Origin of the sequence: Pseudoalteromonas undina (genome assembly GCF_000238275.3) — a bacterium.
GTDB lineage: Bacteria > Pseudomonadota > Gammaproteobacteria > Enterobacterales > Alteromonadaceae > Pseudoalteromonas > Pseudoalteromonas undina.
The window spans coordinates 52,037-77,803 of record NZ_AHCF03000002.1 but is presented as its reverse complement, the minus strand read 5'-3'; the positions used below and the strand labels follow the sequence as shown (position 1 = coordinate 77,803).

23 protein-coding genes and 1 riboswitch are annotated in these 25,767 nt (G+C 41.0%); of the genes, 12 read left to right on the top strand and 11 right to left on the bottom strand.

The features are described 5' to 3' along the window. Positions 1 to 25: 25 nt before the first annotated feature. From PUND_RS00995 to PUND_RS00970, 6 genes are all read right to left on the bottom strand, one after another. On the bottom strand, positions 26 to 1,261 hold the full coding sequence (locus tag PUND_RS00995; protein WP_010392052.1) for a cysteine desulfurase-like protein: 1,236 nt from the start codon (positions 1,259 to 1,261) through the stop codon (positions 26 to 28). Positions 1,262 to 1,271: 10 nt separating this feature from the next. After that, complete coding sequence (locus PUND_RS00990) at positions 1,272 to 1,904, bottom strand: 2OG-Fe dioxygenase family protein (protein ID WP_008108423.1); 633 nt, start codon at positions 1,902 to 1,904, stop codon at positions 1,272 to 1,274. Positions 1,905 to 2,103: 199 nt separating this feature from the next. After that, positions 2,104 to 4,701 carry a bifunctional aconitate hydratase 2/2-methylisocitrate dehydratase gene (gene acnB, locus PUND_RS00985; protein ID WP_010392047.1) on the bottom strand — a complete coding sequence of 866 codons (2,598 nt, stop codon included), beginning with the start codon at positions 4,699 to 4,701 and terminating at the stop codon, positions 2,104 to 2,106. A gap of 255 nt (positions 4,702 to 4,956) precedes the next feature. Continuing rightward, the gene (locus PUND_RS00980; protein ID WP_010392045.1) at positions 4,957 to 6,021 is read right to left on the bottom strand and encodes an OmpA family protein; all 1,065 of its coding nucleotides are present in this window, start codon (positions 6,019 to 6,021) and stop codon (positions 4,957 to 4,959) included. A 322-nt stretch (positions 6,022 to 6,343) separates the two neighbouring features. Continuing rightward, complete coding sequence (locus PUND_RS00975; RefSeq protein ID WP_010392042.1) at positions 6,344 to 7,753, bottom strand: protein adenylyltransferase SelO; 1,410 nt, start codon at positions 7,751 to 7,753, stop codon at positions 6,344 to 6,346. 8 nt (positions 7,754 to 7,761) lie between these two features. Continuing rightward, positions 7,762 to 8,460: a DNA-3-methyladenine glycosylase I gene (locus tag PUND_RS00970; protein ID WP_010392041.1), complete on the bottom strand. Its 699-nt coding sequence runs from the start codon at positions 8,458 to 8,460 to the stop codon at positions 7,762 to 7,764. 187 nt (positions 8,461 to 8,647) lie between these two features. Next, a riboswitch (Lysine riboswitch) is annotated at positions 8,648 to 8,827 on the top strand. Between the two features lie 127 nt (positions 8,828 to 8,954). Between PUND_RS00970 and dapA the strand changes: the two genes are divergently transcribed. From dapA to PUND_RS00945, 5 genes are all read left to right on the top strand, one after another. Further along, positions 8,955 to 9,839 (top strand): 4-hydroxy-tetrahydrodipicolinate synthase, encoded by an 885-nt coding sequence (dapA, locus tag PUND_RS00965; RefSeq protein ID WP_010392038.1) that lies wholly within the window; start codon positions 8,955 to 8,957, stop codon positions 9,837 to 9,839. A 15-nt stretch (positions 9,840 to 9,854) separates the two neighbouring features. After that, positions 9,855 to 10,595: a 2,3,4,5-tetrahydropyridine-2,6-dicarboxylate N-succinyltransferase gene (locus tag PUND_RS00960; protein WP_010392036.1), complete on the top strand. Its 741-nt coding sequence runs from the start codon at positions 9,855 to 9,857 to the stop codon at positions 10,593 to 10,595. Then, on the top strand, positions 10,595 to 11,800 hold the full coding sequence (locus PUND_RS00955; RefSeq protein WP_010392034.1) for a PLP-dependent decarboxylase: 1,206 nt from the start codon (positions 10,595 to 10,597) through the stop codon (positions 11,798 to 11,800). Before PUND_RS00960 ends, PUND_RS00955 begins: the two co-directional genes overlap by 1 nt. A gap of 5 nt (positions 11,801 to 11,805) precedes the next feature. Further along, a complete protein-coding gene (locus PUND_RS00950) occupies positions 11,806 to 12,927 on the top strand; it encodes a succinylglutamate desuccinylase/aspartoacylase family protein (protein ID WP_010392032.1) in 1,122 nt (373 codons plus the stop codon). A 184-nt stretch (positions 12,928 to 13,111) separates the two neighbouring features. Next, positions 13,112 to 14,143: a phospholipase A gene (locus PUND_RS00945; protein WP_010392030.1), complete on the top strand. Its 1,032-nt coding sequence runs from the start codon at positions 13,112 to 13,114 to the stop codon at positions 14,141 to 14,143. A gap of 54 nt (positions 14,144 to 14,197) precedes the next feature. On the opposite strand, the gene PUND_RS00940 is transcribed toward PUND_RS00945, so the two are convergent. After that, a complete protein-coding gene (locus tag PUND_RS00940) occupies positions 14,198 to 15,091 on the bottom strand; it encodes a bifunctional GNAT family N-acetyltransferase/hotdog fold thioesterase (RefSeq protein WP_010392028.1) in 894 nt (297 codons plus the stop codon). A gap of 123 nt (positions 15,092 to 15,214) precedes the next feature. Here PUND_RS00940 and PUND_RS00935 point away from each other — a divergent pair, with 123 nt between their 5' ends. Continuing rightward, positions 15,215 to 15,961, top strand: a complete 747-nt coding sequence (locus PUND_RS00935) for a spermidine synthase (RefSeq protein WP_010392026.1) — start codon at positions 15,215 to 15,217, stop codon at positions 15,959 to 15,961. Here PUND_RS00935 and dtd read toward each other — a convergent pair. Continuing rightward, on the bottom strand, positions 15,958 to 16,395 hold the full coding sequence (gene dtd / locus PUND_RS00930; RefSeq protein WP_010392023.1) for a D-aminoacyl-tRNA deacylase: 438 nt from the start codon (positions 16,393 to 16,395) through the stop codon (positions 15,958 to 15,960). The two genes, PUND_RS00935 and dtd, sit on opposite strands and share 4 nt — an antisense overlap. Then, on the bottom strand, positions 16,396 to 17,382 hold the full coding sequence (locus PUND_RS00925) for a YihY/virulence factor BrkB family protein (RefSeq protein WP_198501060.1): 987 nt from the start codon (positions 17,380 to 17,382) through the stop codon (positions 16,396 to 16,398). Between the two features lie 86 nt (positions 17,383 to 17,468). On the opposite strand from PUND_RS00925, the gene PUND_RS00920 reads away from it, so the two are divergent. From PUND_RS00920 to PUND_RS00905, 4 genes are all read left to right on the top strand, one after another. Then, positions 17,469 to 18,125, top strand: coding sequence for a DUF2959 domain-containing protein (locus PUND_RS00920; RefSeq protein ID WP_010392019.1), 657 nt, complete (start codon positions 17,469 to 17,471; stop codon positions 18,123 to 18,125). Positions 18,126 to 18,258: 133 nt separating this feature from the next. Next, positions 18,259 to 19,350 carry an MBL fold metallo-hydrolase gene (locus PUND_RS00915; RefSeq protein ID WP_010392017.1) on the top strand — a complete coding sequence of 364 codons (1,092 nt, stop codon included), beginning with the start codon at positions 18,259 to 18,261 and terminating at the stop codon, positions 19,348 to 19,350. Between the two features lie 73 nt (positions 19,351 to 19,423). After that, on the top strand, positions 19,424 to 19,849 hold the full coding sequence (locus PUND_RS00910; RefSeq protein WP_010392015.1) for a BLUF domain-containing protein: 426 nt from the start codon (positions 19,424 to 19,426) through the stop codon (positions 19,847 to 19,849). Between the two features lie 77 nt (positions 19,850 to 19,926). After that, entirely contained in the window at positions 19,927 to 20,655 is a 729-nt protein-coding gene (locus PUND_RS00905) for a CBM9 family sugar-binding protein (protein WP_010392013.1), read from the top strand. Between the two features lie 72 nt (positions 20,656 to 20,727). On the opposite strand, the gene PUND_RS00900 is transcribed toward PUND_RS00905, so the two are convergent. Further along, positions 20,728 to 20,982, bottom strand: a complete 255-nt coding sequence (locus PUND_RS00900) for a hypothetical protein (protein WP_235575580.1) — start codon at positions 20,980 to 20,982, stop codon at positions 20,728 to 20,730. A gap of 390 nt (positions 20,983 to 21,372) precedes the next feature. Then, positions 21,373 to 23,196 (bottom strand): translational GTPase TypA, encoded by a 1,824-nt coding sequence (gene typA, locus PUND_RS00895; RefSeq protein WP_010392008.1) that lies wholly within the window; start codon positions 23,194 to 23,196, stop codon positions 21,373 to 21,375. Positions 23,197 to 23,704: 508 nt separating this feature from the next. Here typA and glnA point away from each other — a divergent pair. Then, positions 23,705 to 25,111, top strand: coding sequence for a glutamate--ammonia ligase (glnA, locus tag PUND_RS00890; protein ID WP_010392004.1), 1,407 nt, complete (start codon positions 23,705 to 23,707; stop codon positions 25,109 to 25,111). A 114-nt stretch (positions 25,112 to 25,225) separates the two neighbouring features. After that, positions 25,226 to 25,747, top strand: a complete 522-nt coding sequence (locus PUND_RS00885) for a DUF4124 domain-containing protein (protein WP_010392002.1) — start codon at positions 25,226 to 25,228, stop codon at positions 25,745 to 25,747. The last annotated feature ends 20 nt before the right edge of the window (positions 25,748 to 25,767 follow it).

Here is a 25,767-nt window from a genome sequence, read left to right as displayed (position 1 = left end):
TAAAAAGTATTGAATAAATAAGGGATTAACCTAGTAGCTCATCAAACAAATTAAAGAGCGTGTCGATTTCTTCTAGGGTGTTGTAGTGCATGCACCCAATGCGTACTACGCCGCCCTTATTAAGCACACCAAGTTGTTTGCATAAACCTTGGGCGTAAAAATGTCCATCCCATACACATACATGCTGTTTGCCCAAAAATTCAGACACTTGGCGAGGCTCTAACCCTTCAAAGGTCAGTGCAAACGTAGGGGTACGCTCACTTAAGCGTGCTAAGTCATCAATACCAAACAATTTAATACGCGGGTAATTAACCAGGCGTGTCAAAAAGTATTCACTAAGCGCCATCTCGTGTTGTTTCGTTTTTTCAAACGCAACACGCAGTTTTTCTCGGCGTGAGTGACTGTCATCAAGTTCGCTAATTGCCGCAATATAATCAACCGCCGCAATAAAGCCCGCTAGTGCTTCAAAACTTTGGGTACCAGTTTCCCAACGACCAGGAGCAATATCTTTTGCTGGCTCTACTTTATAAGGTGTAAACCCTTCTAAATGCGAAGCTTTACCGTATACCATACCTAAGTGCGGGCCAAAAAACTTATATGCAGAACACGCTAAAAAGTCACAATCTAATGCTTGCACATCGATTAGTTCATGAGGGGCATAATGCACAGCATCAACATACACCAATGCTCCGACATTGTGCGCAAGCTCTATAATGCGTTTAATATCGTTAATAGAGCCAGTGGTATTTGATGCATACGTAACGGCAACCAATTTAGTGTTAGCGTTTAATAAGCTTTCAAAATGCGCCATATCTAAACTGCAATCGGCTTCGTTAATTAGCGCAGTGTTAACCACTGCACCTTTATCTTCAGCGGCTTGCTGCCAAGACGATACATTTGAAAAATGATCTGCATTGGTCACAATAATTTCATCGCCTGCTTGCCAACTGCGTGAAATCGCGCGGCTGAAGCTAAACGTAAGGCTGGTCATGTTCGGACCAAACACAATATTTTGTGCACTAGGGGCATTTAACAAATCAGCCGCCGCTTGACGCGCATTAGCCATTAGCTCAACCGTTTTGTCACTTGAGAAAAACGCACCGCCCAAGTTTGAATTGTAATGCCCTAAATAAGCGGTCATGGCACTGAGTACCGGCTGGGGTACTTGTGAGCCACCTGGCCCATCTAAAAATACCGGTGACTTGCCATCAACCGTTTGCATTAAAGCAGGAAATTGCGCGCGCAATTGCATTAAATTCATTTTATTTCTCTTAAGCAGTTAGTACAAAACAATCCAGATAACCTGGTTTATTAGCATCAATTTTGTTCATTGGCGTGGCGTTATGCCATACCTGACGGTCATTAATTAGTGCAAACATGCCGTCTTTTATTTCCATTTTAAAACAAGGTTCTGCTTGTTGGTTTTCATAAACCAATAGCTCACCACCTTCTAAATTCTCATGAGAAACACCACATACACACACATGATCAAACCCGTCTTGATGCACACCTTCTGGGGCTGCTGGCGTGTCGCTATCAATGGCAAGCATTCTAAATTGGTGAATTTCAATATCACGCTCTGCATCAATACCGGTAATCGCACAAAATTCGCTAACAATACTTTTCATACCCTCAGACTCAAGCAAGCTTTGCTCTAAATTTTCGTAAGTACGTTCAACATTACCTTGAAAGGTATTAATTGAATCGTCTTGCACAAACGCTTTAGTCGCTTGAAGATTAAGCTCACCATTTTGTAGTTTAACTACTGAATAACGGCGTTTGCGAAACGCACCATCTGCATATGGGTTTGCAGGTAAGTTATCAAAAGAAGGCTTAACCAAATCAATGTTGGCTTGGTTAATAAAACGAAGTTGCAGTAAATTCTGGTTGTTTAATGCGGTCATAAAATCCTGCTTATAATAATGATAATATTGGCAGGGATTTTAATGCATATAGCGAGGATTTTTTGCTTTATTATTCAACTAAAAAGTAAATAATACTTAAATTTAATTCAATATAAGATTATTAAAGCATGAATAATCCAAATTAAATTCAAACGACAAAAAACCCGCCGAAGCGGGCTTTTCATTCAAACTCTATTAATTATACAGCTTGCTGAATAATTACGTTGTCTGCTTTTTTAGTGTATTGAGGCATACGGTGGAAGTTCAAGTAACGGTAGGTATCTGCTGCCGTTGCATTGATTTTCGCTGCATATTCTTGGTACTCAGCCGGAGTAGGTAATTTACCTAAAATTGCCGCTACTGCTGCCAGCTCTGCTGAAGCTAAGAACACGTTTGCGCCTGTACCTAAACGGTTAGGGAAATTACGTGTTGAGGTAGACACAACCGTTGCTTTATCTGCAACACGTGCTTGGTTACCCATACACAGTGAACACCCAGGCGTTTCAATACGTGCTCCAACACGACCAAAGATACCGTAGTAACCTTCGTCCGTAAGCTGGTCTTTGTCCATCTTAGTTGGCGGTGCAACCCAAAGCTGTGTTGGAATACGACCAGTAAAACCATCGAGTAATTTACCTGCGGCACGGAAGTGACCAATGTTAGTCATACAAGAACCGATGAATACCTCATCAATTTTCTCGCCTGTCACGTCAGATAGTAAACGCGCATCATCAGGGTCATTTGGCGCACAAAGTACTGGCTCTTTAATCTCAGCTAAGTCGATTTCAAGTACGTGCTTGTACTCAGCATCTTTATCCGCTTCCATTAGTTCTGGGTTAGCTAGCCATTCTTGCATTGCTGTAATACGACGTTCGATTGTACGTACATCACCGTAGCCTTCAGAAATCATCCACTTAAGCATAACAATGTTAGACTCAAGGTATTCGCTGATCGACTCTTTAGAAAGCTTAACGGTACAACCTGCAGCTGAACGCTCTGCTGATGCATCTGATAGTTCAAATGCTTGCTCAACAGTTAAGTGCTCAACTCCTTCAATTTCTAGTATACGACCAGAGAACTCGTTGATTTTACCTTTCTTCTCAACCGTTAATAGCCCTTCTTTAATACCGTAGTAAGGGATGGCATGAACGAGGTCACGCAACGTGATACCAGGCTGCATTTCACCTTTAAAACGAACCAAAATCGATTCAGGCATATCAAGTGGCATAACACCTGTTGCTGCTGCAAATGCGACCGCACCTGAACCTGCAGGGAATGAAATACCTAATGGGAAACGCGTATGTGAATCACCACCGGTACCTACGGTGTCTGGTAATAACATACGGTTCAACCATGAGTGAATTACACCATCACCAGGACGAAGCGATACACCACCACGGTTCATGATGAAATCAGGAAGTGTATGATGCGTATTTACGTCAATTGGTTTAGGGTAAGCCGATGTATGACAGAAAGACTGCATAGTTAAATCTGCAGAGAAGCCTAAACAGGCTAAGTCTTTAAGCTCATCACGTGTCATAGGACCCGTGGTATCTTGCGAGCCAACCGTGGTCATTTTTGGTTCACAGTATTGGCCTGGGCGAATACCGGCAACATTACATGCTTTACCCACCATTTTTTGCGCAAGCGTAAAGCCTTTATCTGACACTTCAGTAACTGCTGGTACTTTAAATACGTCAGTTGCACCTAAACCCAGTGATGTACGTGCTTTGTCTGTAAGACCGCGACCAATGATCAGTGGAATACGACCACCAGCACGAACCTCATCAAGAATGACGTCTGATTTAAGTGTGAACGTAGAGATCACGTCATCAGTACCGTGACGTTTAACAACCCCTTCATAAGGGTAAATGTCGATTTGGTCACCCATGTTGAATTCATCAACATTTAATTCGATTGGTAATGCACCCGAGTCTTCCATTGTATTGAAAAAGATAGGCGCAATCTTGTTACCTAAACAGACACCACCTACGCGCTTATTTGGGACAAATGGGATATCAGCACCCATAAACCAAAGCACAGAGTTAGTAGCAGATTTACGTGAAGATCCCGTACCAACAACATCACCTACGTAAGCAAGTGGTAAGCCTTTAGTTTTTAATTCTTCAAGTTGAGTGACAGGACCTACTTCACCGTTTTTGTCAGGATTAATACCATCACGTTCTGTTTTAAGCATCGCTAGTGCGTGAAGTGGAATATCAGGACGTGACCATGCATCTGGAGCGGGTGATAAGTCATCCGTGTTTGTCTCACCAGTGACTTTAAATACAGTAACCGAGATCTTTTCAGCAACAGCTGGCTTATTAGTAAACCATTCTGCGGCAGCCCAAGACTCAATGATTTGTTTGGCGTATGTATTACCTGCTTTTGCTTTTTCTTCTACATCGTAAAACGCATCAAACATTAATAATGTGTTTGCAAGGCCCTTAACTACGATTGGCGCTAACGCTTCGTCATCAAGTAGGTCAACCATTGGCGCGATATTGTAGCCACCAAGCATAGTACCTAGCAATTCAGCTGCTTTTTCTTTAGAGATAAGTGGAGAAACGGCTTCACCTTTAGCAACAGCCGCTAAAAAACCAGCTTTAATATAGGCTGCATCATCGACACCCGGCGGTACACGATTGATTAGTAGTTCTAGGACGAATTCTTCTTCACCTGCCGGTGGAGTTTTAATTAGCTCAATAAGATCAGCCGTTTGCTGAGCATCTAATGGCGCTGGTACGATACCTAACGCGGCACGTTCTTCTACGTGTTTACGATATTCTTGTAGCACAGTATTGCCCTCTTGGTGACGTGAAAGTATTCGGTAGTGTTTACAAAACACACTATAAACCAATACTTATAGTATTCTAACGCTCGATTATAAAGCTTTTATACATAGATTAAAATCCATCCAGTTAGGCAACTAGTTATACCGATTATTAATAATATGAATAGTGAACAAAGTAAAACCAACTCCCATGAATACCTATTAAGCAGCCATAAAAAAACCCAGCCTAAGCTGGGTTTTTACTCAATAATGAGACTATTAACGTAATACTTTTACACGTTTAATAGATTTTACGTGTGCTTCAACACGACGGTTTTCAGCGTGTGCTTGTGCCGTATTCGCTTCATTTTTAAGGCGTTCTTCGCCTAAGCCAGCTGTTGTAATGCGATCTTCTGCAATACCATCAGCAATTAGCTTTTTAGCTACTGCATCAGCACGTTTTTTAGATAACCATTTATTGTAAGACGCTTTACCTACTGCAGACGTATGACCTTCAAGAAGTACAGTTGTATCTGGGTACTCTTTTAAGAAAGACGCTACTTCGTCAATATCATTTAAGTACTGCTGTGAAACTGACGAGTCATTGTTAGGGAATGTTACTAACAAGCTTACTGTTACTTCAGTATCTTCATAAAGTGTACAACCATCACTATCAACCGCATCTGTCATCGGTGTGTTAGCACATTTGTCATCTACATCAGGAATGCTATCTTTATCAGTATCAGCAAGTGTTACCGGCACTGGAACAATTTCTGGCTCTGGTTGTGGTGCAGGCTCAACTGGTGCTACTGGCGCTGATTTTTGGCCGAAAAAGTAGTTAATACCTAATTTTGCGCCAACATCTGTGTAGCCTTTGTCTAAACCTTGGTAAACACTGGTTTCAGCATTTACAAAGAAGTTGTCTGTAACAAAGTGTCGGTAACCTACACCTGCATTTACAAACGTGTTGTCATCAACAACATCAATGTCTTTCAGACCGAATAAACCGTAAAAAGGGCCGCCGCCAAAGTGGTAAAGCGCATCGATACCGTAACGTTCGCCGTCAATATCGTTGCGGTTGTTAAGTACTTTGTCATGTGCATTAAAATCTAGGTCTGCGTATTCTAAACGTGCGCTCCAGTAATCATTAAAGCGGTAACCTAATTCAGCACCCCAACCTGTTGACTCATTAACGTCAAGGCCAGCCTGCTCACGCATGTTTTTCCACGAAGCATCGTAGTAATCACCGAACGCACCAATGTAAAAACCTTCTTGTTCGGCAGCAAAAGTAGATGCGCTAGTTGCAGCTAACGCTATGGCAATTGTAAGTGATTTTAATTTCATTGTTTTCTTCCCATTTTAACAACTAAAAATGTAGCTAAGCATTGCTAGCTCTTCTAACTTACCTATACAGTAACTGAGCCTTTGTTAATCAATACTTAACGCAAATATATTTTTTCAATATCTTAGGATAATAAAACTAGCCCATAAAAAATGTTACTGAACAAAGACTAGCTCAAAAAGCAAACAATCGCTTTAAACCCCATACGATCACTAGCCTTTATGGATGTTATGGTATCATTCGTTCATAGATTGCTCTATGAATGAACATCGCAGGGGTAAAAAATGACCTTTTATATTCATTTTAAAATGCAATAAACCATACTTAAGTACCGCAAAAAGTACGATAATTCTTATCATCTTCGGGCGGCGTTTGAAAGTCAGTGGCCTGCGCATGGCTTGTGTAAGGGCTCGACATCACTTTGCTAAAACGACTGAGTAGCTCACTATCCCCATACGTAGTGTACTGAGTAATAATATCTTCAATAATATGGTTACGTGGAATCACACTCGGATTGGCTTGTCGCATCACTTGATAGCTGTGCTCATTAGTTCGTGTTTGCCATTGCTGTGCCCAAGAGGTAAGTGCTGATGGTATTTCAGCTTGCCCATTTAACGACTCAGTGAGTGCATTAAAAGTATTGGTATAATCAAGCTGGTGTTCTTTTAATAGCCCTAGTAACTCCCCCACCAGCTCATTATCTTTATCATCAGCTATTGTTAGCCCTAACTTTTGTGCCCACATAGCGCTAAATTGCTGATTAAATTGGGTCGAAAAGTCTGCAATGATAGGTGTCAGCATTGCTACGGCTTGCTCATCGTCGTCACTTATTAGTGCCATTAGACTCTCTGCTAAGCGAGCACAGTTCCAACTCGCCATGTTTGGCTGATTACCAAATGCGTAACGCCCTTGCTTATCAATAGAGCTAAACACGGTATCAAAATCAAACTGGTTCATCATAGCACATGGACCGTAATCTATGGTTTCACCACTAATTAAGGTGTTGTCGGTATTCATTACCCCATGAATAAACCCCACCCTCATCCAACTTACGACTAAGTTAACTTGATTGGTTATCACTGCGGCTAGAAAATCCAAGTATCGCTGGGCGCCAGTGCTGTTAATTTCAGGGTAATGTCTTTGAATGGCTAAATCGGCTAAGTTTTTTAGACTGGTCAAATCGCCTTGGGTAGCTAAATATTGAAACGAGCCAACTCGAATATGACTACTCGCGAGTCGCGTTACAATAGCGCCAGGTTGAGGCGGGTTACGATAAACAGTTTCACCACTACCAACCACGGCTAAACAACGCGTAGTAGGAATGCCAAGCGCATGCATTGCTTCGCTCATTACGTACTCACGAATAGCAGGACCTAATGCACAGCGCCCATCTCCACCACGCGAGAATGGCGTAGCGCCAGCGCCTTTTAATTGCAAATCCCAAAGCTGGTTTTTATCATCACTGATCGCGCCAAGTAAATGCGCTCGGCCGTCTCCTAAGCGTGGAGAAAAATGACCAAACTGATGACCCGAATACCCTAATGCAACTGCAGAAACTGCTTGAAGTTCATTTCCACTGAATATATTTGCTCGAGAATCAGCATTTACTTGTATATTAAATTGTTCGGCTAAGGGCTCATTCCATAACAATAACTGTGGTGCTGTCACCTTGGCTGGATGATCGCTAATAGCAAACCCCTCACCAATATCGGTATACCTTGGCACTAATTTCATGTTTAATCCTATTGTTTTTGGCTGATACCTACGCGATTGTCGCCTACACCATAAGCGACAATTAAGCTTAGCTCTTGCATGCTTAAGCCGCTTTGCTGCTGCAGTTCATTAAAGAATGCCTGCGCCGCACTTAGTGACTTTTTAGTTTGTAATCCGCCATCTATAATTTTATGGGCACGCAAATAGCTTTCTACATCTCTTGAAAGTAAAAAAGTATCTTTCCCCAAGGCACGCAGTGCATAAGGACCAGTATTACCACCCAGCCTTGCACCATGTTTTTTTAAATACGCCCACAAACCAATAATATCTTCACTTGGCCAGTTAGCAATAAACTGACTAAAACTGCCGTGCTGCTCTGCAACTTCATGGATCATATACGCATTATCAGTAATGGTTTTTACTTTTTTATAATTGCGCACAATTCGTTCGTCACTGGCTTTTTGTTCTAACATGTCTGGTGGCATCATCAATAGCTTTTCAACACTAAAGTCCCAAAAAACCTCTCTAAATCCGGCCCACTTACTGTTGATCACCGACCAATAAAAGCCACTTTGAAAAACCTTCCGAGTAAATTCTTCTAGCCAATCATCATCACTTAATGTGACGAGTTGCTTTGTTGATAAAGGTTTTGCGAGTAACAATTTAAGCATTTTTTCAGAGCCCTTTCGCTCCACTGCACGCTTATAAATATCGCTAAATTTTTCCATCTACTTAATACCTTACTTCGACCATGAAACTAGTTTACGAGAAAAGCAGCCAATACGTAACCGTTGCTATTATCGATGAACTATTCTGTATTTAGTCACTTGACACCTAGACGGCTAAAGTGGTTTAATCGCCACACTTACCCTATTACATTGTATTTGCTGATTGATTTTTCAATAGCAAGTGCAAAGGGCTGGAAGAGGTGCGTTATTCAGGTAGCGTATGTTAGGAGCGCAAACTCCATTGAGCATACGTGAGGGGAATTAACGCCGAGAGGTAACACTTTTTTGTGAAAGATTACTTCGGGCGACTAGGTTGAATCCTAGCGACTGTCACCAATAACATATTTGGTGGAGAGCTTCTGGTCTTAGTATAATAAGGCCGTGCGCCCTATTATTTAAGCCCATTCGCTCTTCGAATTATAAATACATTCAAAGAGTCAGGCACCCTAAATACCCGCCAATAACTCGACGAATGCCCTATAAGTTCGTGAGAGATGATCAACAACTTCAATATTAACAATTTCCATTTATGGACTGCGCTGATCACCCCATTTGATCAAAATGGCCTAGTTGATTACGCAACCTTAGACACCTTGGTGGCCGAACAAGAAGCCGCTAACAACGGCATTTTATTACTTGGTAGCACTGGCGAAGGGTTAGCCCTGACCCTAAAAGAGCAGCAAGCCATCGTAGAGCATGTTTGCCAATTACAGCCGAGCGTCCCGCTTATGGTCGCAGTCGGTGGTAGTAACTTAAAGCAGCAGCTTGAATGGGTTAACTACTGCAACCAACTGCCTATTCATGGTTTTTTACTTGGCTCGCCTTTGTACGCCAAACCCGGTGCAGTGGGGCAAACGCATTGGTTTGAAAGCCTGCTCAATGCCAGTTCTCATCCTTGTATGCTTTATAACGTACCAGGACGTAGTGCGGTTAGCATTCCCATTGCAACCATTGAAAACCTCAAACAACATAAAAATTTATGGGCACTCAAAGAAGCCAGTGGCTGTATTTCTCAATTTGAAGCCTATCGACAAGCAGCGCCTGAACTAGCCATTTTTAGTGGTGACGATGCCCTCATGCCTTATTTTGCCCAAGCAGGTGCAAAAGGTTTAGTGTCGGTTGCAGCCAATGCATGGCCAGTGCAAACCCATGAGTTTGTAAAGCGCAGTTTAAGCGGCCAACACCCTAATCTTTTTGTCCAGTGGTCTAGCGCTATCAATAGCTTATTTTCAGTAGCAAACCCTATCCCAGTCAAAGTGTTAATGCATTTACAAGGGCGTATTAGCAGTCCGCATTTACGTCCACCTTTAACACACCTTGAGCTGACACACACAGATGACATTTCATCGGCAAACAACACCATTTTATCTTGGCATTAAATACAGGTTTTTATAATGAGCTGGTTAGAACTATTAAATAATTTAGAAACGGGCGCAGTTCGCGCAGCAACACAAGACGAAAACGGCCAATGGCACGCTAACGTAGAAGTAAAGCAAGGCATTTTAGAGGCATTTAAAAACGGCACTAACATGGAGTTTCCTGGTGGCTTTGTAGATAAACATAATCTAGCGCCGCAATGCTTTGAAGCCACAGCAGGCGTTCGCATGGTGCCAGGTGGTTCAAGTGTGCGCCGTGGTGCACATGTTGCCAAAGGCACTATTATTATGCCACCTGCGTACGTAAATATTGGCGCCTTTATTGACGAGGGGACTATGGTAGATAGCCACGCATTGGTTGGCTCATGTGCGCAAGTGGGTAAAAATGTTCACTTGAGCGCCGCGGTACAATTAGGCGGGGTACTTGAGCCCATTGGCGCAAGCCCTGTGGTCATAGAAGACGATGCATTCATTGGTGCAGGCTGTGTGATTGTTGAAGGCGTGGTAGTTAAAAAAGGCGCGGTACTTGCTCCAGGTGTTCGCTTATCTGCAACCATCCCTGTTTATGACTGCGTTAATGAGCGTCAGCTTGATAAAGGCGAAGCAATCCCTGAATACGCGATTGTGATCCCAGGCTCTCGCCCTGCGTCAAACGACTGGGCCCGTACTCAAGGCTTGAGTATGTCGTGTGCCTTAATTGTTAAATACCGGGACGAGCAAAGTGACGCGTCATTATTGCTTGAAGAGGTTTTACGTTAATGACCTTTTTGAGCACGCCCGTTAAAAGCGCTATTGATAAGCTAGCAAGCCAACTTGATACGCCCTTTTTTGTCTACGACCTCGACTCACTAGATGCGCACCTTGCGCACTTAGTGGCGCAAACCGAAGTAAAGCTTTGGTATGCGGTTAAAGCCAATCCCCTATCTAAAGTGATACAAAGTTTAGATAACGCTGGTTTTAACTTTGATGTTGCAAGTAAAGGCGAACTTGAGCAAGTACTTGCCCAAGGAATTAACAGCGAGCGCGTGCTCAACACGGGCCCTGCTAAAAGCCCAAAACAAATTAAACATTTTATTGCACGTGGCGTACGCACCTTTGTGGCAGAAAGTCTTAATCAAGTGCGTTGGTTAAACGAACAAGCGACTGCCCAGCAGTGTCAGTTACAGGTTTTGCTGCGTGTTCAATTACGCTGGCCCGAGGGTGATAAAAACCCACTAGGTGGCGACAGCCTTACCCCATTTGGGCTTGGCTGCGATGAATGGCAATCGCTAAATACTAAAGACTACACAGCATTGAGCTTTGATGGCCTACATATTTTTCAGTGGGGTAACATGCTCAGCAGCGACAAACTTGCAGAACTGTGGTCGCAAATGATTACACCACTTACAGTCCTTGCTAATAACTTAAATATAAACCTGAATATTTTAGATTTAGGTGGCGGTTTAGGTATTCCTTACACCCTTAATGACCCGACTTTAAGCTGGGATGCATTAATAGCAGCCCTTGCAAAGATTAAACGCGATGCGGGTGTTAAAGAGCTGTGGATGGAACTAGGTCGCTATGCTGTAGGCGAATGCGGCCACTACGCCACACCGGTGGTTGAGCGCAAATTAAACTACGGCCAACAGCAGGTAATTATGAGCGGCGGTATTAATCACTTATTGCGCCCTGCGGTTACTAATCAAGACTTTCCTGCGCGTTTATTACGAGATTCAAACGCAGCAAACCAAGCAATGAGCCTATACGGACCTTTATGTACAGCACTTGATTGCTTAGGGGAGCACCAATTACCGAGCGATTTAAATGAACATGACTGGCTGGTGTTTAGTCAATGCGGTGCTTATGGTTTTACCGAAAGTATGCCGTACTTTTTGTGCCATGAACTGGCCGGTGAATATGTTATACACCATGGCGAAATCAACTGTATTCGCCAAGCAGAAGATGCAAGCCACTACTTGAGGTAATAAAAATGAATAACACCACAGATATAAGCCAGGAAAATATTGTAGTTGGTGAAGTGGCAAATGGCCTACCACTGACCATTCCTGTCTATCGTTTAAAGGGCGATGGCACAGGCCCAAGTGTGTATATACAAGCTAATATGCATGGCGCCGAAGTGCAAGGTAACGCGGTTATTTATCAGCTACTTGAACAGCTAAAAAACCTTAATTTAAAAGGTGATATTACCTTAGTTCCCTACGCTAACCCCATTGGCTGTAATCAAAAATCGGGCGAATTTACGCTTGGCCGATTCGACCCTATTACGGGGACTAATTGGAATCGTATGTATCACTGTAATAATCAGCTTGCATCACAGTTTGCAAAGCAATACTACGACGCTGACGATACAGCTCTAAAAACAGCGTTTAAAACCGCGTTAATTAATGATGTTGAGCAGCAACTTAATGGCCCAGACTATCGTTTAACAACGGGTAAACGCATAGCGCTAAACTTACAAAGACTAGCGCATCAAGCTGATATTGTTTTAGATTTACACACTGGCCCTATTTCTAGTCAGCACTTATATTGTCCTGAATATGCCACAGAAAGTGCCCGTTACTTTAATATTCCCCATGTGCTAGTGATCCCTAATGACTTTGATGGCGCAATGGATGAAGCGAGCTTTTGTCCATGGTGGCAACTTAGCGAGCAACTTGCTCAGCAAGGCCGAAATTTTAACGTACAAGTTGAAGCCTTTACGGTAGAGCTGGGAAGCCAAGAAAAAATAGATTTAAGCGCGGCGTTTGATGATGCTCAAAGTATTTTAAGTTATTTAAATCATAAGCAAGTATTTGTTGATGCGCCCTACAAGCCAAAAGTGATGACAAGGTATGGCTGCCAACTAAATGATTATATTGCTTACTATGCACCTATGGGTGGCATGGTTGAATACTTAGCCCCCCTTGGTGGGCACATTAAAGCGGGCGAACCTATAGCTAAAATACTACGAATGGAACGCTACCTAAGCGAACAACCACTGCAAACATTAAGCTTTGATCTTGATGCGATTGCGATATTGCATTTTGCCTCAGCTAGTGTGAACCAAGGCACTGAACTTTATAAGTTTTTTACAAACGTTTTTGAGCTCTAGCTCACCCCTTCTCATTGCGTGAGAGTCTAACTAGCGAGCTATTAGCTAGTTATCCAGTAAAAGCGACTTAGGTCGCTTTTCTTTTTGCTTTATTAAAGTTCAGGACAAGTTCACCGTATACGTGTTAAAAATGCGTTATAATCACCACAAATCTGTTACTTCCCTCACTTACAAAGGAATTATAATGAGTTGGCGCCACTGGATACTACTCTCAACATTACTAAGTACTGCTGTTATTGCTGAAGAAACAGCAAAAAACGAGCAAAACAATGAACTTGATCTGGTTAAACAATGTATATTAAATGAAGTGATAGGTGGAGACGGTAAGCAAACCCTCGATCAATTGCGCGAAAAATGCTCTGCAGTTGAAGAAAGCAAGCAGCTAACAGCTATCGATAAACGCCAAGCCCGTGAAGCGGTTGGCAAAAAAAACCGTAATGTAATTACGCCGCATAAACGTAATTATATTTTACCGGTTTCTTATATGTCGAACCCAAACACTCGCCCGTTTGATGGACTTGCAGAATTAACCGATAAAAAAGATGGCGACCCTCTCGATAACCTAGAAGCTAAATATCAGTTATCAATTAAAGTACCTTTGTATGATGAGTTTGCCGACTCAGACCAAGCTATATTTTTTGGCTTTACTCTGCAGTCATACTGGCAAGTATACAACGACGATATTTCTTCTCCCTTTCGAGAAACTAATTACGAGCCAGAAATTTTCTGGATTAATTACTTAGACCCTGAAAACGTTTTATGGGGCGATGAAATGGCAATAGCCATTGGTATTTCACACCAATCTAATGGCCGTAGTCAGCCAAACTCGCGTTCTTGGAACCGTATTTATGCCGATTTCATTTGGGAAAATGACGGCTTTGTATTCAGCTTTAAGCCTTGGTACCGCATTCCTGAGAATGAAAAGCCTGCGCCGTTAGATGCACGAGGTGACGATAACCCTGATATCTATAAATACATGGGTTACTTTGAATTTGGTGGCGCGTATCGCTTTCACGATCATGAATTTAGTTTTATGACTCGTAATAATTTAAATTCAGATAACCGCGGGGCAATTCAACTTGATTGGTCATTCCCTCTATGGGGAAGAGTACGCGGCTATGCGCAGTATTTTAATGGCTATGGTGAGAGTTTAATAGACTATAACGCCGATATTGAACGCTTTGGTGTCGGTATATTACTGACTGATTTACTGTAATAACCGCTAATAAAAAAAGCCAAGCAACTCGCTTGGCTTTTTCGTTTATTCTTATTACTTTTTAACCACAAACTGCCCTTCAAACTGAGCAACTACTTGATCACCATCAAAAATGGTTACTGGCACTAAATAGCTCGCCTTACCCGCCTCTTGTAACTCTATTAAGTTACCTTTACAGGTTTGAATATCAACACAGCCTTTAGGGTCGGTATTCAGTGGTTTTAAATATTTAATATTAGCATCGGCTAACACTATATTACCCTCAAGTCCGGCTTCTTTTAATGCTAAGTACGTTGCTCCCCAACCCGTTAGTGTAGCTAGGCTGTAAATAGAGCCTGCAAACATGGTGTTGTGTAAGTTTAAGTTAGCATTTAAATCTGCACGAGTAGTAAATTGCCAATCAGTATAGCTTTCTACTTTTATCCCCATTGCATCACTAATAGGGATTGATTCACGCCATGTATTTTGCAGTACTTGAGTCCAATTAGGGTGACGAAACCAACCTGGCTCACTCGGCTTGAGCTTAACCATTTTATAATGTTGAACATCACCATAGGCTAAATGCGCTTTTTCTTTATTTTCGTAGCCATGGCGCTGATAAAATTCCAGAGCACGTTCGCGAGCAAACAGCACTAATTCATCAGCATCTTGATTCCACGCTATTTTTTCTAGCTCATGTAATAAGCGGCTACCAATATGTTGATTACGGTTACCCTCTGCAACCGCCATATAACGTACTTGAGCTTGTTGCTGATTATTAAAGTGCAAACGCGCCACACCCAATACTTCACCTGCTTTATTTTTAATAAAGCGGTGTTCAGCTTCTTGCTCTAAATCGTCTTGCTCAGAACCACGAGGTTCGCCCCATGGTGCACGTAAAACTTGCCAGCGTAATTGATAATAGGCTTGCCAGTCTTCACTACTTTGAGGGGTGCTCACTTGAAACATACAGACTCCATAAATTAAAAATGTAAAAATATTACGCTGTGCATTTTGTGAAAAACACCATACTCGATCTGGGTAAAACTGCAAATACGACTTTGGTTTCCTATAAATGACTGTAAAAAATTAATGACAAAATCGATTGCGCTTTACCCCTGCTGGTTTATGCTCAATACCATGAATAAATATATCCATGGTAGCAGTGGCCTGATAAGCAGGCACTTTATTGAGCATAGTTCATCGCTAGGCCAGTTACTTTATTGGCATAATCAACATGGCATAAATATACAAGTTCGAGAGCATCAACAGCTGCGCTGGCTACTTATTAACAACACCTTGCAATCAGTTATTTTAACCCGGAGTCCACAAGTATTACTGTTTCCTCACCTTGCCTATTTAGCAACGGTTTGGCAGCAACGACCAGCGCCTAAAAAAATACTTGAGCTCGGTTTAGGTGGTGGTGCTATACGTAACTTCTTATTAAAACAGTACCCTCAAGCGCAGCTAACTTCAGTAGAAAAAAACCCTCATATAATTGACTGTTATCAAGATTTTTTTACTCTTAATGAACAGGGCCAAATTTACTGTGAAGACGCACAAACAGTTTTAAAGTCAGCGGTGAATATAGATTGGATTATTTTAGATTTATTTAGTGAACTCGATGCCCCTAGATTCTTATTTGATTTATGTTTTTATCAAACAATTTATGAGGCGCTTGCTCAGCGGGGCATCTTATTTATTAACTTTTTATCGCAACATGCCTCCCAACTTACACAGCTACAACTTGTGCTTAAGCGCGTGTTTGGGGAAGCCGTTAGTATTAAAAAGATCACCGGGTTTGTGAATCACATTGTGGTTGTTGAAAAAACACTTTAAGCGGTTAAGTTAAAGGTAACCGGACCGTCGTTACATAAACTAACCTGCATATCGGCTGCAAATACACCGGTCGCTACCTTAATACCGAGTAATTTAGCCTGCTCAACAAAGTAATTATATAATGCTTGCGCTTGGTCTGGTGTGGCTGCCGATGAAAAACTAGGACGCATGCCTTTTTTGGTATTAGCTGCAAGTGTAAATTGCGATATGACTAATAGTTCGCCTTGTATATCTTTGAGACTGAGGTTCATTTTATCATTTTCATCGCTAAAAATTCGATAATTACTGACCTTGTGTAATAGTTTATCAGCAACACGCTCATCATCTTCTTTTTCAACACCAAGCAGTAATACAATACCTTGTTTTATTTCACCAACAATCTGTTTTTCTATTGCTACGTTGGCGTGTGTTACCCGTTGAATTAGTCCTTGCATTTATTCACTATCCTCTGCTCGTTGCTCTTTTTTATTGTAATGTTGCATGTTAATACACACAGTAAATTCAGCACCTAGTAGCACTACTACCCACGACAAGTATACCCATACAAACAAAATAGGAATGGTTGCTACCGCACCATAAATCACTTCGTATGATGGAAAATGGCTAATGTACAAAGCAAAGCCTTTTTTGGTTAACTCAAATAACATTGCAGCAAACAGTGCACCAGGAATAGCGGCCCTAAATGAAACCCGCGTATTCGGCACTAAGGTATACAGCATGATAAAACCAGCCATAGAAATAGCATAAGGGAGTAGTTTTAATAAAAAACCACTAAACCCAGGGATCCCCTGACCCCGCGTATTCGGCACTAAGGTATACAGCATGATAAACCCAGCCATAGAAATAGCATAAGGGAGTAGTTTTAATAAAAAACCACTAAACCCAGGGATCCCCTGATCAGCAAACGACACTAGTGACACAATATAAGAGGTGACACCAATACTCGCACCCAGTAGTACAGGTCCCAAGCTCAGTACCATCCAATACACAGCAAAGGATATCATCATTGGGCGTTTTTTCTTTACTCGCCAAATACGGTTTAGTGTGGCATCTACATTACGAATAAGTAGCAAGGCAATGGCTGCCAAAAAGCCAATACCTACCGCCGTCATTTGATTAGCATTACCAGCAAACGAGCTAATATGTTCTTTAATAACATCGGAAGAAGTCGGCACAAAGTTAGTAAATAAAAAACTTTCAATGGCTAAACGGGTCGATTCAAACCCTGGAAAAGCAGAGAAGATTGCCACACCCACCGCTATCAGCGGAACCAACGACAACAAGGTAACGTATGCTAAATACCCTGCATTAATGGTTATTTGATCGTCTATACAGCGATTGAAATATTGCATCCACCAGCCTGGTTGCTGTTTTAGAAACACCTTAACTTGCTGTTTATAATGGGAGAGCTTATCATTCATACAATTAACTTTGTTGGTGGGCTTTTGATTATAATAACAATCAAGGCCATAATTTACAGCATTAACACTCGTAAATAGGAATTCAGATGAAAAAACAAACATTATTAGGGACAGCCATACTCTCGTTAATGCTGATGCTTTCAGGTTGTCAGTCGGCTTATTATTCGGCAATGGAAAAAGTAGGCGTACATAAACGTGACATTCTTATTGACCGCGTTGAAGAAACAAAAGACTCACAACAAGAGTCGCAAGAAGAATTTCAATCAGCACTCGAGCGCCTAACTACCTTAATTAATTTCGATGGCGGTGAGTTGCAAGATGCTTACAATCAACTTAATGACGATTACGAGTCGAGCTTAGCGGCGGCAAACGAAGTATCAAGTAACATAAATAAAGTAGAAGATGTTGCCGATGCCTTGTTTGATGAGTGGAGCGATGAGCTAGAGCAATACAAAAGCGCCTCACTTAAGCGTCAAAGCAGTAAAAAACTAGCTGCAACTCAGCGCCAGTTTAGCCAATTACTTCGCTCAATGCGCAGCGCTGAGAGCAAAATGGAGCCAGTATTATCGTCTTTACAAGATAACGTGCTTTACTTAAAACATAACTTAAACGCACAAGCGGTAGCCGCTATAAAAGGCGAGTTTACTAACTTAAAACGTGATATTCAGTTACTCATGAATGACATGAATAAGTCGATTGAAGACTCAAATAAATTTATTGAGCAAATGAATACTACAGGCTAATTACTATAAACTCGTTTACTAAGCCTACTAAATTGTAGGCTTTTTTATTGTTACTTTTTGTTACCTTTAAGCTCTTCGATAATCCGCTATTGTTGTTATACTTTTACAAAATAATAATAATTAGAACAGTAAAATGAAGTTCAAAGCCATTACCCTAATACTTGCATGCACAATGCTCAGCGCCTGCCAAACAGCTAACCATGTTGAAGTTATTGCAGGGGAGCAAACCATTACCCCGCTACATCAAAATGGCGAGCGAGAAGGACGGTTTCATAATCTCTACCCGGGTAAAAAAACTTACCCGACGACCTGTAAAAGCAACTGCTACCCAACTAGCCCTAAATTACAATGCGAAAAAGACAGCGAAAACTGCCAATTTATTGGTGAGCAACAGCCTATGAATTTAAATACAGGCTTTAGCTTACGCTGGCTGGGGCATGCTGGGTTTATGATCCGCACGCCTAACGGACAGCAAGTGTTACTTGATCCTGTAAAAGAGCAGTTTGACTCACCTGTAGATTTAGCATTTAGACTAGCCTCTGGGTTTTACCGACAGCCCGGCGATTGGCTCACAGATAGTGAACTGAAAAACTTAGACACTGTGATGTACTCGCATATTCATTACGATCACTTTAATAAAGCAGATATAGAAGAGATCGGTAATAAACCCCGCTACTTAACACCACTAGGCATGGCCGACAACTTCCCTACAGGCGGGTTTAATATTAGTGAAATGGCGTGGTATGCAAAAACAAATATTGGCGATTTAGCTATCCATGCCTTGCCTGCTCATCACTTTAGCAGCCGTGTGTTAGTGCCCTTTATTTATGAAGACAACGATAAAGACCTATGGAATGGCTGGCTACTTGAACAAAATGGCAGCACCTTATTTTTTGCAGGCGACACTGGCTACTCAAAACACTTCAGCGATATACAGAAAAAATATGGCGATATTGATGTGTGCTTAATGCCGATAGCGTCTTACTATAGCGAAGATAACCCTAAATGGTATCGTTACGTTCATACAACCCCAGAAGACGCTCTAACAGCAGCACAAGAGCTAAACTGTAAAATAATGATACCTTGGGGATACGGTAACTCATCATGGAAAATGGGCGATCGCACGAGTCATTCAGCTTTACTGCGTTTATTGTATATGCACAAAAAGATGGACTCGAAAATACCCCTGCATATTTTAAATGAAGGTGAGAGTATTAAACTTTAATCAGTCATTTACAAAATTAGTAATAACTTCTCTGCTGAACTATGTTTAATTAACTAAACAGTGAGGAGGTTTTATGTTTCTTGTACGACTTATTTACGCCAGCAAAATTAGTAGTGGTTTTGGGCCTAAAGATATAGAAAATATTTTACAAAGCGCTCGAACCTATAATGTAAAAACAAACGTCACCGGCATGTTATGTTTTAGTAATGATTACTTTTTACAATGCCTGGAAGGCTCTAGAACGGCTGTAAATAATACCTACCAACAAATATTAAACGATAAACGTCACCACAATGTAATTATGCTCAACTATACCCAAATTCCTGAAAGAGAGTTTGAAAAATGGTCAATGGGCTATGTACCGCAATCTAAGCTAACCGAATCACTGAATCTCAAGTTTTCAGGCTCCATTGATTTTAATCCTTTTAAAATGTCTGGAGAAAGTGCGCATTTATTAATGCTCGCATTAAAAGACAGCATAGCAGGCACAATCAGTTAGTATAAAAATAGACTACGAGATTGTTTTTGATTGCTATTTAAGCCAAGCTAAATCATCCTTAATTGATGAGATGATTAATGAAAAAAACACTACTCGCTTTTAGCTTACTTTTTACCCAGCCAATCATGGCTATTGACGTTAGTCATACACCAACAGCTATTACTATTGATGGGGTTTCTGAAAGTGCATGGGACAAAGCCACTTGGCATAATATGCCATACTTAATGGACGGCACCCTACCAGACTCAGACAAGGATTTTAAAGGTCGCTATCGTCTTTTGTGGGATGAAAACTACTTGTATTTACAAGCAGACATTAGTGATAATGTGCTTATTGATACTCACCCAGATCCAACGGATAAATACTGGGACGATGATGCCTTAGAAGTGTTTATAGATAGTGACGCATCTGGCGGTAATCACCAATTTAACCATACAGCATTTGCTTATCATATTGGCCTTGATAACCAAGCTGCCGATTATGGGCCTGATAAAAAAGCGCATTTATATACCGACCACTTAGTTAGTAACTGGAAACGCAATACCACTGCGCCCTATAACATCACGTGGGAAGTGGCGATAAAACTCTACCCAAACGATTTCCAACAAGGCGTACAAAACACTCCGCTTAAATTAACTGAAAAACAAGTTATTGGCTTTATGCTCGCATATTGCGATAACGACGGCAGTAAAGTTCGTGAGCACTTTATGGGTTCACATGAAGTACAGCCTGTTAACGGCAGTCGCAACCTTGGCTATATAGATGCTGATGTGTTTGGAAAAATCACTTTACTACCAATAAGATAATTGAAACCATAGGTTGGCTTGAGCAAAGCGAAACCCAACATAACGGAAACATTAAAAAGCAAAACGTCTATTTTATAAGCTGTTATTTGGGTATACATACTCTTGCTCTTTACTACTGCATTCATCATCATTGAGAGAGCGACCGATTGGGCCAATTAACATATTCAAAAGCCCATTAATCACGTTTACTTTTTGATTTTTTTTATTACTATTAAGATCACCAGCAGGCTTATGACGTTCATTACTGTTCGCAGCCCCTGTAACAAAATCACACCCAGAGCTCATGGCTTGTGACGAAGTACAACCAGATAAAAGTACAGTTATCACAATAAGTATTACTTTAACCAACATTATTCCCTTAATTTGTATGAGTTTAAAAAACATTATTACTTTAACAACTTGCTCTACAAGATAGTGTAAGTAATTGTATTAGATCGGATTGTTCAATCTGTGGACACCAATATTAACCTGAACATACTGAGTATTATTTATAGTTATTACTATTTTTTAAGTGAGCTAGTTACTAAGCGGTAAAAAAGCGCACTCTTTTCAAAGAGAAATAATTGCCTGATATTTTTGGAGCTAACTTTATCTAGTTTGTTTTATCTTGTTTATCCTGACTACATAAAAGCTAAAGCTTCTCTTACTTTAAAAACAAAAAAGCCGCTGTATTTTGCAATACAGCGGCTTTTAAAATCATTATTCTAAATTAATAGATTATGACTTAGGAGCACGACCCGCACGTTTACGCTCATTTTCAGTTAAATGACGCTTACGAATACGAATGTTCTCAGGTGTTACTTCTACTAACTCATCATCAGCAATAAACTCAAGCGCTTGCTCAAGTGAATAGTTAAGTGCTGGTGTTAGTGTTTGTGCTTCATCTGTACCAGATGCACGAACGTTTGTAAGTTGCTTACCTTTAAGTGCGTTAACTGTAAGGTCGTTATCACGGCTATGAATACCAATAACCATACCTTCATAAACTTCAACACCGTGACCGATAAATAGACGGCCGCGCTCTTGTAAGTTAAATAATGCGTTAGTAAGTGCTTTACCTGTTGCGTTTGCAATCATTACACCGTTCTTACGAACACCTAGCTCGCCACCTTTGTGCGGACCGTAGTGATCGAATGTATGGTAAAGTAAACCAGAACCCGACGTTAATGTCATAAACTCAGTTTGGAAACCGATTAAGCCACGGCTTGGGATCATGAAGTCCATACGCATACGGCCTTTACCATCTGGTGCCATGTCAGTTAGCTCACCTTTACGAAGACCAATTTGCTCCATGATAGAACCTTGATGCTCTTCTTCACAGTCAATTGTTAGTGTTTCATACGGTTCTTCTAACACACCATCAACAGTACGTAAGATTACTTCTGGACGAGATACAGCAAGCTCGTAACCTTCACGACGCATGTTCTCGATTAAGATACCTAGGTGTAATTCACCACGACCTGATACACGGAAGCTATCTGGGTTATCTGTATCTGCAACACGAAGTGCTACGTTGTGTACTAATTCTTTGTCTAAACGCTCACGAATATTACGTGATGTTACAAACTTACCTTCTTTACCACAGAAAGGAGAGTTGTTTACAGAGAACGTCATTGTTACTGTTGGCTCATCAACACTTAGTGGTGGCAATGCTTCAACGTTGTTTGGACAACAAAGCGTATCTGAAATCTTAAGCTCGCCTAAACCTGTTACTGTTACGATGTTACCAGCGTAAGCTTTATCAGTTTCAATACGTTCAAGGCCTAAGTAGCTTTGTACTGAACCAATCTTACCGTTACGAGTTGTGCCGTCTGCACTGATAACCGTAACTTGTTGGTTAGGTGCAACAGAACCACGTTTAATACGACCAATACCAATTACACCCTTATAAGAGTTGTAATCAAGCTGTGAAATCTGCATTTGGAAGTCACCTTCAGGATCTGCATCCGGTGGTGATACTTCGTCAACGATCATCTTGAACATAGGTTCCATGTTATCTGATGCTTCGTCTAAATCTAATGTAGCCCAACCATTGATTGCTGATGCGTAGATTACTTTAAAATCTAACTGCTCATCAGTTGCGCCCAGGTTGTCGAATAAATCAAAGATTTGATCCATAACCCAATCAGGGCGAGCACCTGGCTTATCAATTTTATTGATAACAACGATTGGCTTTAAGCCTTGCGCGAATGCCTTTTGCGTTACGAAACGCGTTTGTGGCATTGGGCCTTCTTGAGCGTCAACAAGTAGTAGTACTGAGTCAGCCATCGAAAGTACGCGTTCAACTTCACCACCGAAGTCGGCGTGTCCAGGAGTATCTACGATATTGATATGGTAATCATTCCAAGATATAGCGGTGTTTTTCGCTAAAATGGTAATACCACGTTCTTTTTCAATGTCGTTTGAATCCATCACGCGCTCTTCATTACCGCCGCGTGTTTCTAATGTACCTGATTGCTCAAGTAGTTTATCAACCAGTGTTGTTTTACCGTGGTCAACGTGGGCGATAATTGCTATATTTCTTAACTTTTCGATACTCATATGTTCACTCAGAGAAATTGATCTCATTGATCCTGCAGGGGGCTATACGTACTCACCTGCGCTTTCACGAGATGTCCCAGCATAGGATTTAAAAGGGCGCATATTATCCCCTATAAATGGAATGGATGAAAGTTTATCCAAAATAAAATTTCAAACTTTCTCAATAAAATAATTAACCCTTTGTTTTAAAATAATTAATTTTAATGATTAATTTTTATAAATTTATCTCAAAAGGTGGTTTTGAGTTAATTTAAAGCGACTTTACTGCGTATTTTGCATTTTCTTTGTGTTAGTCTAAGGTGATTAATTTGCAAGCAATTATGACTCTGTAAATGTTGCACCTTTTTGGAATTATTACGCACCAAAATAGTGCTTAATCTATATCATCTTTATGTTGTTTATATATTTTTACATAAAAAACAATAGATTATAATAGTGGCATAAAATCAGCTTGTTAGTATTTAAAGTATCTAAGCAGCAATAATAAAACCCAATAGTTGGAGGACACATGTCACAATCGGTTTTAGATTTTATTAAAGAAAATGACGTTAAGTTCATTGATTTACGCTTTACTGACACAAAAGGTAAAGAGCAACATGTTTCTATTCCTCATCATCAAGTTGATGAAGACTTTTTTGAAGATGGAAAAATGTTCGACGGTTCTTCAATTGCTGGCTGGAAAGGCATTAATGAATCAGACATGGTGTTATTACCTGACGCAGATTCAATTAAGCTTGACCCTTTCACAGAAGAAACAACGCTAATCGTTCGTTGTGACGTGGTTGAGCCTTCTACATTACAAGGTTATGAGCGCGACCCGCGCTCAGTAGCTAAACGCGCTGAAGAGTACATGCGCTCTACTGGTATTGCTGACACAGTTTTATTTGGTCCAGAGCCAGAGTTTTTCGTATTTGACGATGTTAAATACAAGTCTGACATGTCAGGCTCAATGTATAAAATTGATTCTAAGCAAGCAGCTTGGAACTCAGATAAAGAATATGCAGATGGCAATACAGGCCACCGTCCAGGTGTTAAAGGCGGTTACTTCCCGGTTGCACCTGTTGATGATTTCCAAGATTGGCGTTCTGCAACTTGTTTAGTTCTTGAAGAGCTAGGCCAAGTTGTTGAGGCACATCACCACGAAGTGGCAACTGCTGGTCAGAATGAAATCGCAACTCGCTTTAACACTATGGTTTTAAAAGCAGACGAAATCCAAGAAATGAAATATGTTATTCACAACATGGCTCATTTATACGGAAAGACAGCAACCTTTATGCCTAAGCCTGTTGTTGGCGATAACGGTTCAGGTATGCACTGTCACCAGTCTTTAGCTAAAGACGGCGTAAACTTATTCGCAGGTGATAAGTACGGCGGTCTTTCTGAAGACGCGCTTTACTACATTGGTGGTATCATCAAACATGCTAAAGCAATCAACGCTTTTGCTAACGCGTCAACTAACTCGTACAAACGTTTAGTACCTGGCTTTGAAGCACCGGTAATGCTTGCATACTCTGCACGTAACCGTTCAGCATCAATTCGTATTCCAGTGGTTCCATCTGCAAAAGGTCGTCGTATTGAAGTGCGCTTCCCAGATCCAACTGCTAACCCATATCTTGCATTCTCAGCAATGCTTATGGCTGGCCTTGACGGAATTAAAAACAAAATTCACCCTGGCGATGCTATGGATAAGGATTTATACGACTTACCAGCTGAAGAAGCAGCAGAAATTCCAACAGTGGCAGCCTCATTAGATGAAGCACTAGCGGCATTAGATGCAGACCGTGAGTTCTTAAACCAAGGTGGCGTATTCACTAATGACCTAATTGATGCTTACATTGCACTTAAGTCAAAAGAAGTTGAAAAACTTAACATGACAACTCACCCAGTTGAGTTTGAAATGTACTACAGCTGTTAATTTATTAACCGATAAATAATGTGTGTTTTAAGCCCGCTCTGCGGGCTTTTTTTATGGTAAATTTAACGGTTCTACACTAAAGTGAAATAAGTTTAAACAATGCAGGTTAGCAGGATGATAGGTAAGGTTTTGTTGCTATTAATAGCTTTAATGATAAGCCTTAATAGCCATGCAAATAATAAAAAAATTTACGCATGGAAAGACAAAAACGGTGTACTGGTTTTTTCAGATACCCCTCAACCTGGTGCTAAAGAGGTTAAACTCACTAGCCAACACTTAAACATGCCTGCAACTAATACTGACATACTTGATACTTCACCAACTAAAGCAGCGGTAAAGTTTAAAATTAGTATTACTTCGCCAGAGCCCAACCAAACTATAAGAGAAAACACCGGCTCTGTGTATGTTTCAACTCAGATTGCGCCTCGGTTTGAAGCTGGGTTTACCATTGGTTTATTTTTAAATGGCGTTGCCATTGGTGAACCTAGTGACACCACTACGCTGGCGTTAAGAGATGTAGAGCGCGGGCAACACACACTACAAGTTAAACTTTATAATAAACAAAACCAAGTAATTGCAACTAGCCCTGAGAGTGTATTTTTTATGCATCGCAAAGGCCTTAATATAGGTCGGTAATTGCAGTTAAGTACGTACAA

Coding starts and splice junctions, on each gene's coding strand:
- PUND_RS00915 (WP_010392017.1), top strand. CDS start 18,259: ATGAAGTTCAAAGCCATTACCCTAATACTTGCATGCACAATGCTCAGC.
- PUND_RS00975 (WP_010392042.1), bottom strand. CDS start 7,753: ATGAAATTAGTGCCAAGGTATACCGATATTGGTGAGGGGTTTGCTATT.
- PUND_RS00945 (WP_010392030.1), top strand. CDS start 13,112: ATGAGTTGGCGCCACTGGATACTACTCTCAACATTACTAAGTACTGCT.
- PUND_RS00925 (WP_198501060.1), bottom strand. CDS start 17,382: ATGAATGATAAGCTCTCCCATTATAAACAGCAAGTTAAGGTGTTTCTA.
- PUND_RS00905 (WP_010392013.1), top strand. CDS start 19,927: ATGAAAAAAACACTACTCGCTTTTAGCTTACTTTTTACCCAGCCAATC.
- PUND_RS00970 (WP_010392041.1), bottom strand. CDS start 8,460: ATGGAAAAATTTAGCGATATTTATAAGCGTGCAGTGGAGCGAAAGGGC.
- PUND_RS00920 (WP_010392019.1), top strand. CDS start 17,469: ATGAAAAAACAAACATTATTAGGGACAGCCATACTCTCGTTAATGCTG.
- PUND_RS00885 (WP_010392002.1), top strand. CDS start 25,226: ATGATAGGTAAGGTTTTGTTGCTATTAATAGCTTTAATGATAAGCCTT.
- dapA (WP_010392038.1), top strand. CDS start 8,955: ATGATCAACAACTTCAATATTAACAATTTCCATTTATGGACTGCGCTG.
- PUND_RS00990 (WP_008108423.1), bottom strand. CDS start 1,904: ATGACCGCATTAAACAACCAGAATTTACTGCAACTTCGTTTTATTAAC.
- glnA (WP_010392004.1), top strand. CDS start 23,705: ATGTCACAATCGGTTTTAGATTTTATTAAAGAAAATGACGTTAAGTTC.
- typA (WP_010392008.1), bottom strand. CDS start 23,196: ATGAGTATCGAAAAGTTAAGAAATATAGCAATTATCGCCCACGTTGAC.
- PUND_RS00955 (WP_010392034.1), top strand. CDS start 10,595: ATGACCTTTTTGAGCACGCCCGTTAAAAGCGCTATTGATAAGCTAGCA.
- PUND_RS00960 (WP_010392036.1), top strand. CDS start 9,855: ATGAGCTGGTTAGAACTATTAAATAATTTAGAAACGGGCGCAGTTCGC.
- PUND_RS00950 (WP_010392032.1), top strand. CDS start 11,806: ATGAATAACACCACAGATATAAGCCAGGAAAATATTGTAGTTGGTGAA.
- dtd (WP_010392023.1), bottom strand. CDS start 16,395: ATGCAAGGACTAATTCAACGGGTAACACACGCCAACGTAGCAATAGAA.
- PUND_RS00995 (WP_010392052.1), bottom strand. CDS start 1,261: ATGAATTTAATGCAATTGCGCGCGCAATTTCCTGCTTTAATGCAAACG.
- PUND_RS00935 (WP_010392026.1), top strand. CDS start 15,215: ATGACAAAATCGATTGCGCTTTACCCCTGCTGGTTTATGCTCAATACC.
- PUND_RS00940 (WP_010392028.1), bottom strand. CDS start 15,091: ATGTTTCAAGTGAGCACCCCTCAAAGTAGTGAAGACTGGCAAGCCTAT.
- PUND_RS00980 (WP_010392045.1), bottom strand. CDS start 6,021: ATGAAATTAAAATCACTTACAATTGCCATAGCGTTAGCTGCAACTAGC.
- PUND_RS00910 (WP_010392015.1), top strand. CDS start 19,424: ATGTTTCTTGTACGACTTATTTACGCCAGCAAAATTAGTAGTGGTTTT.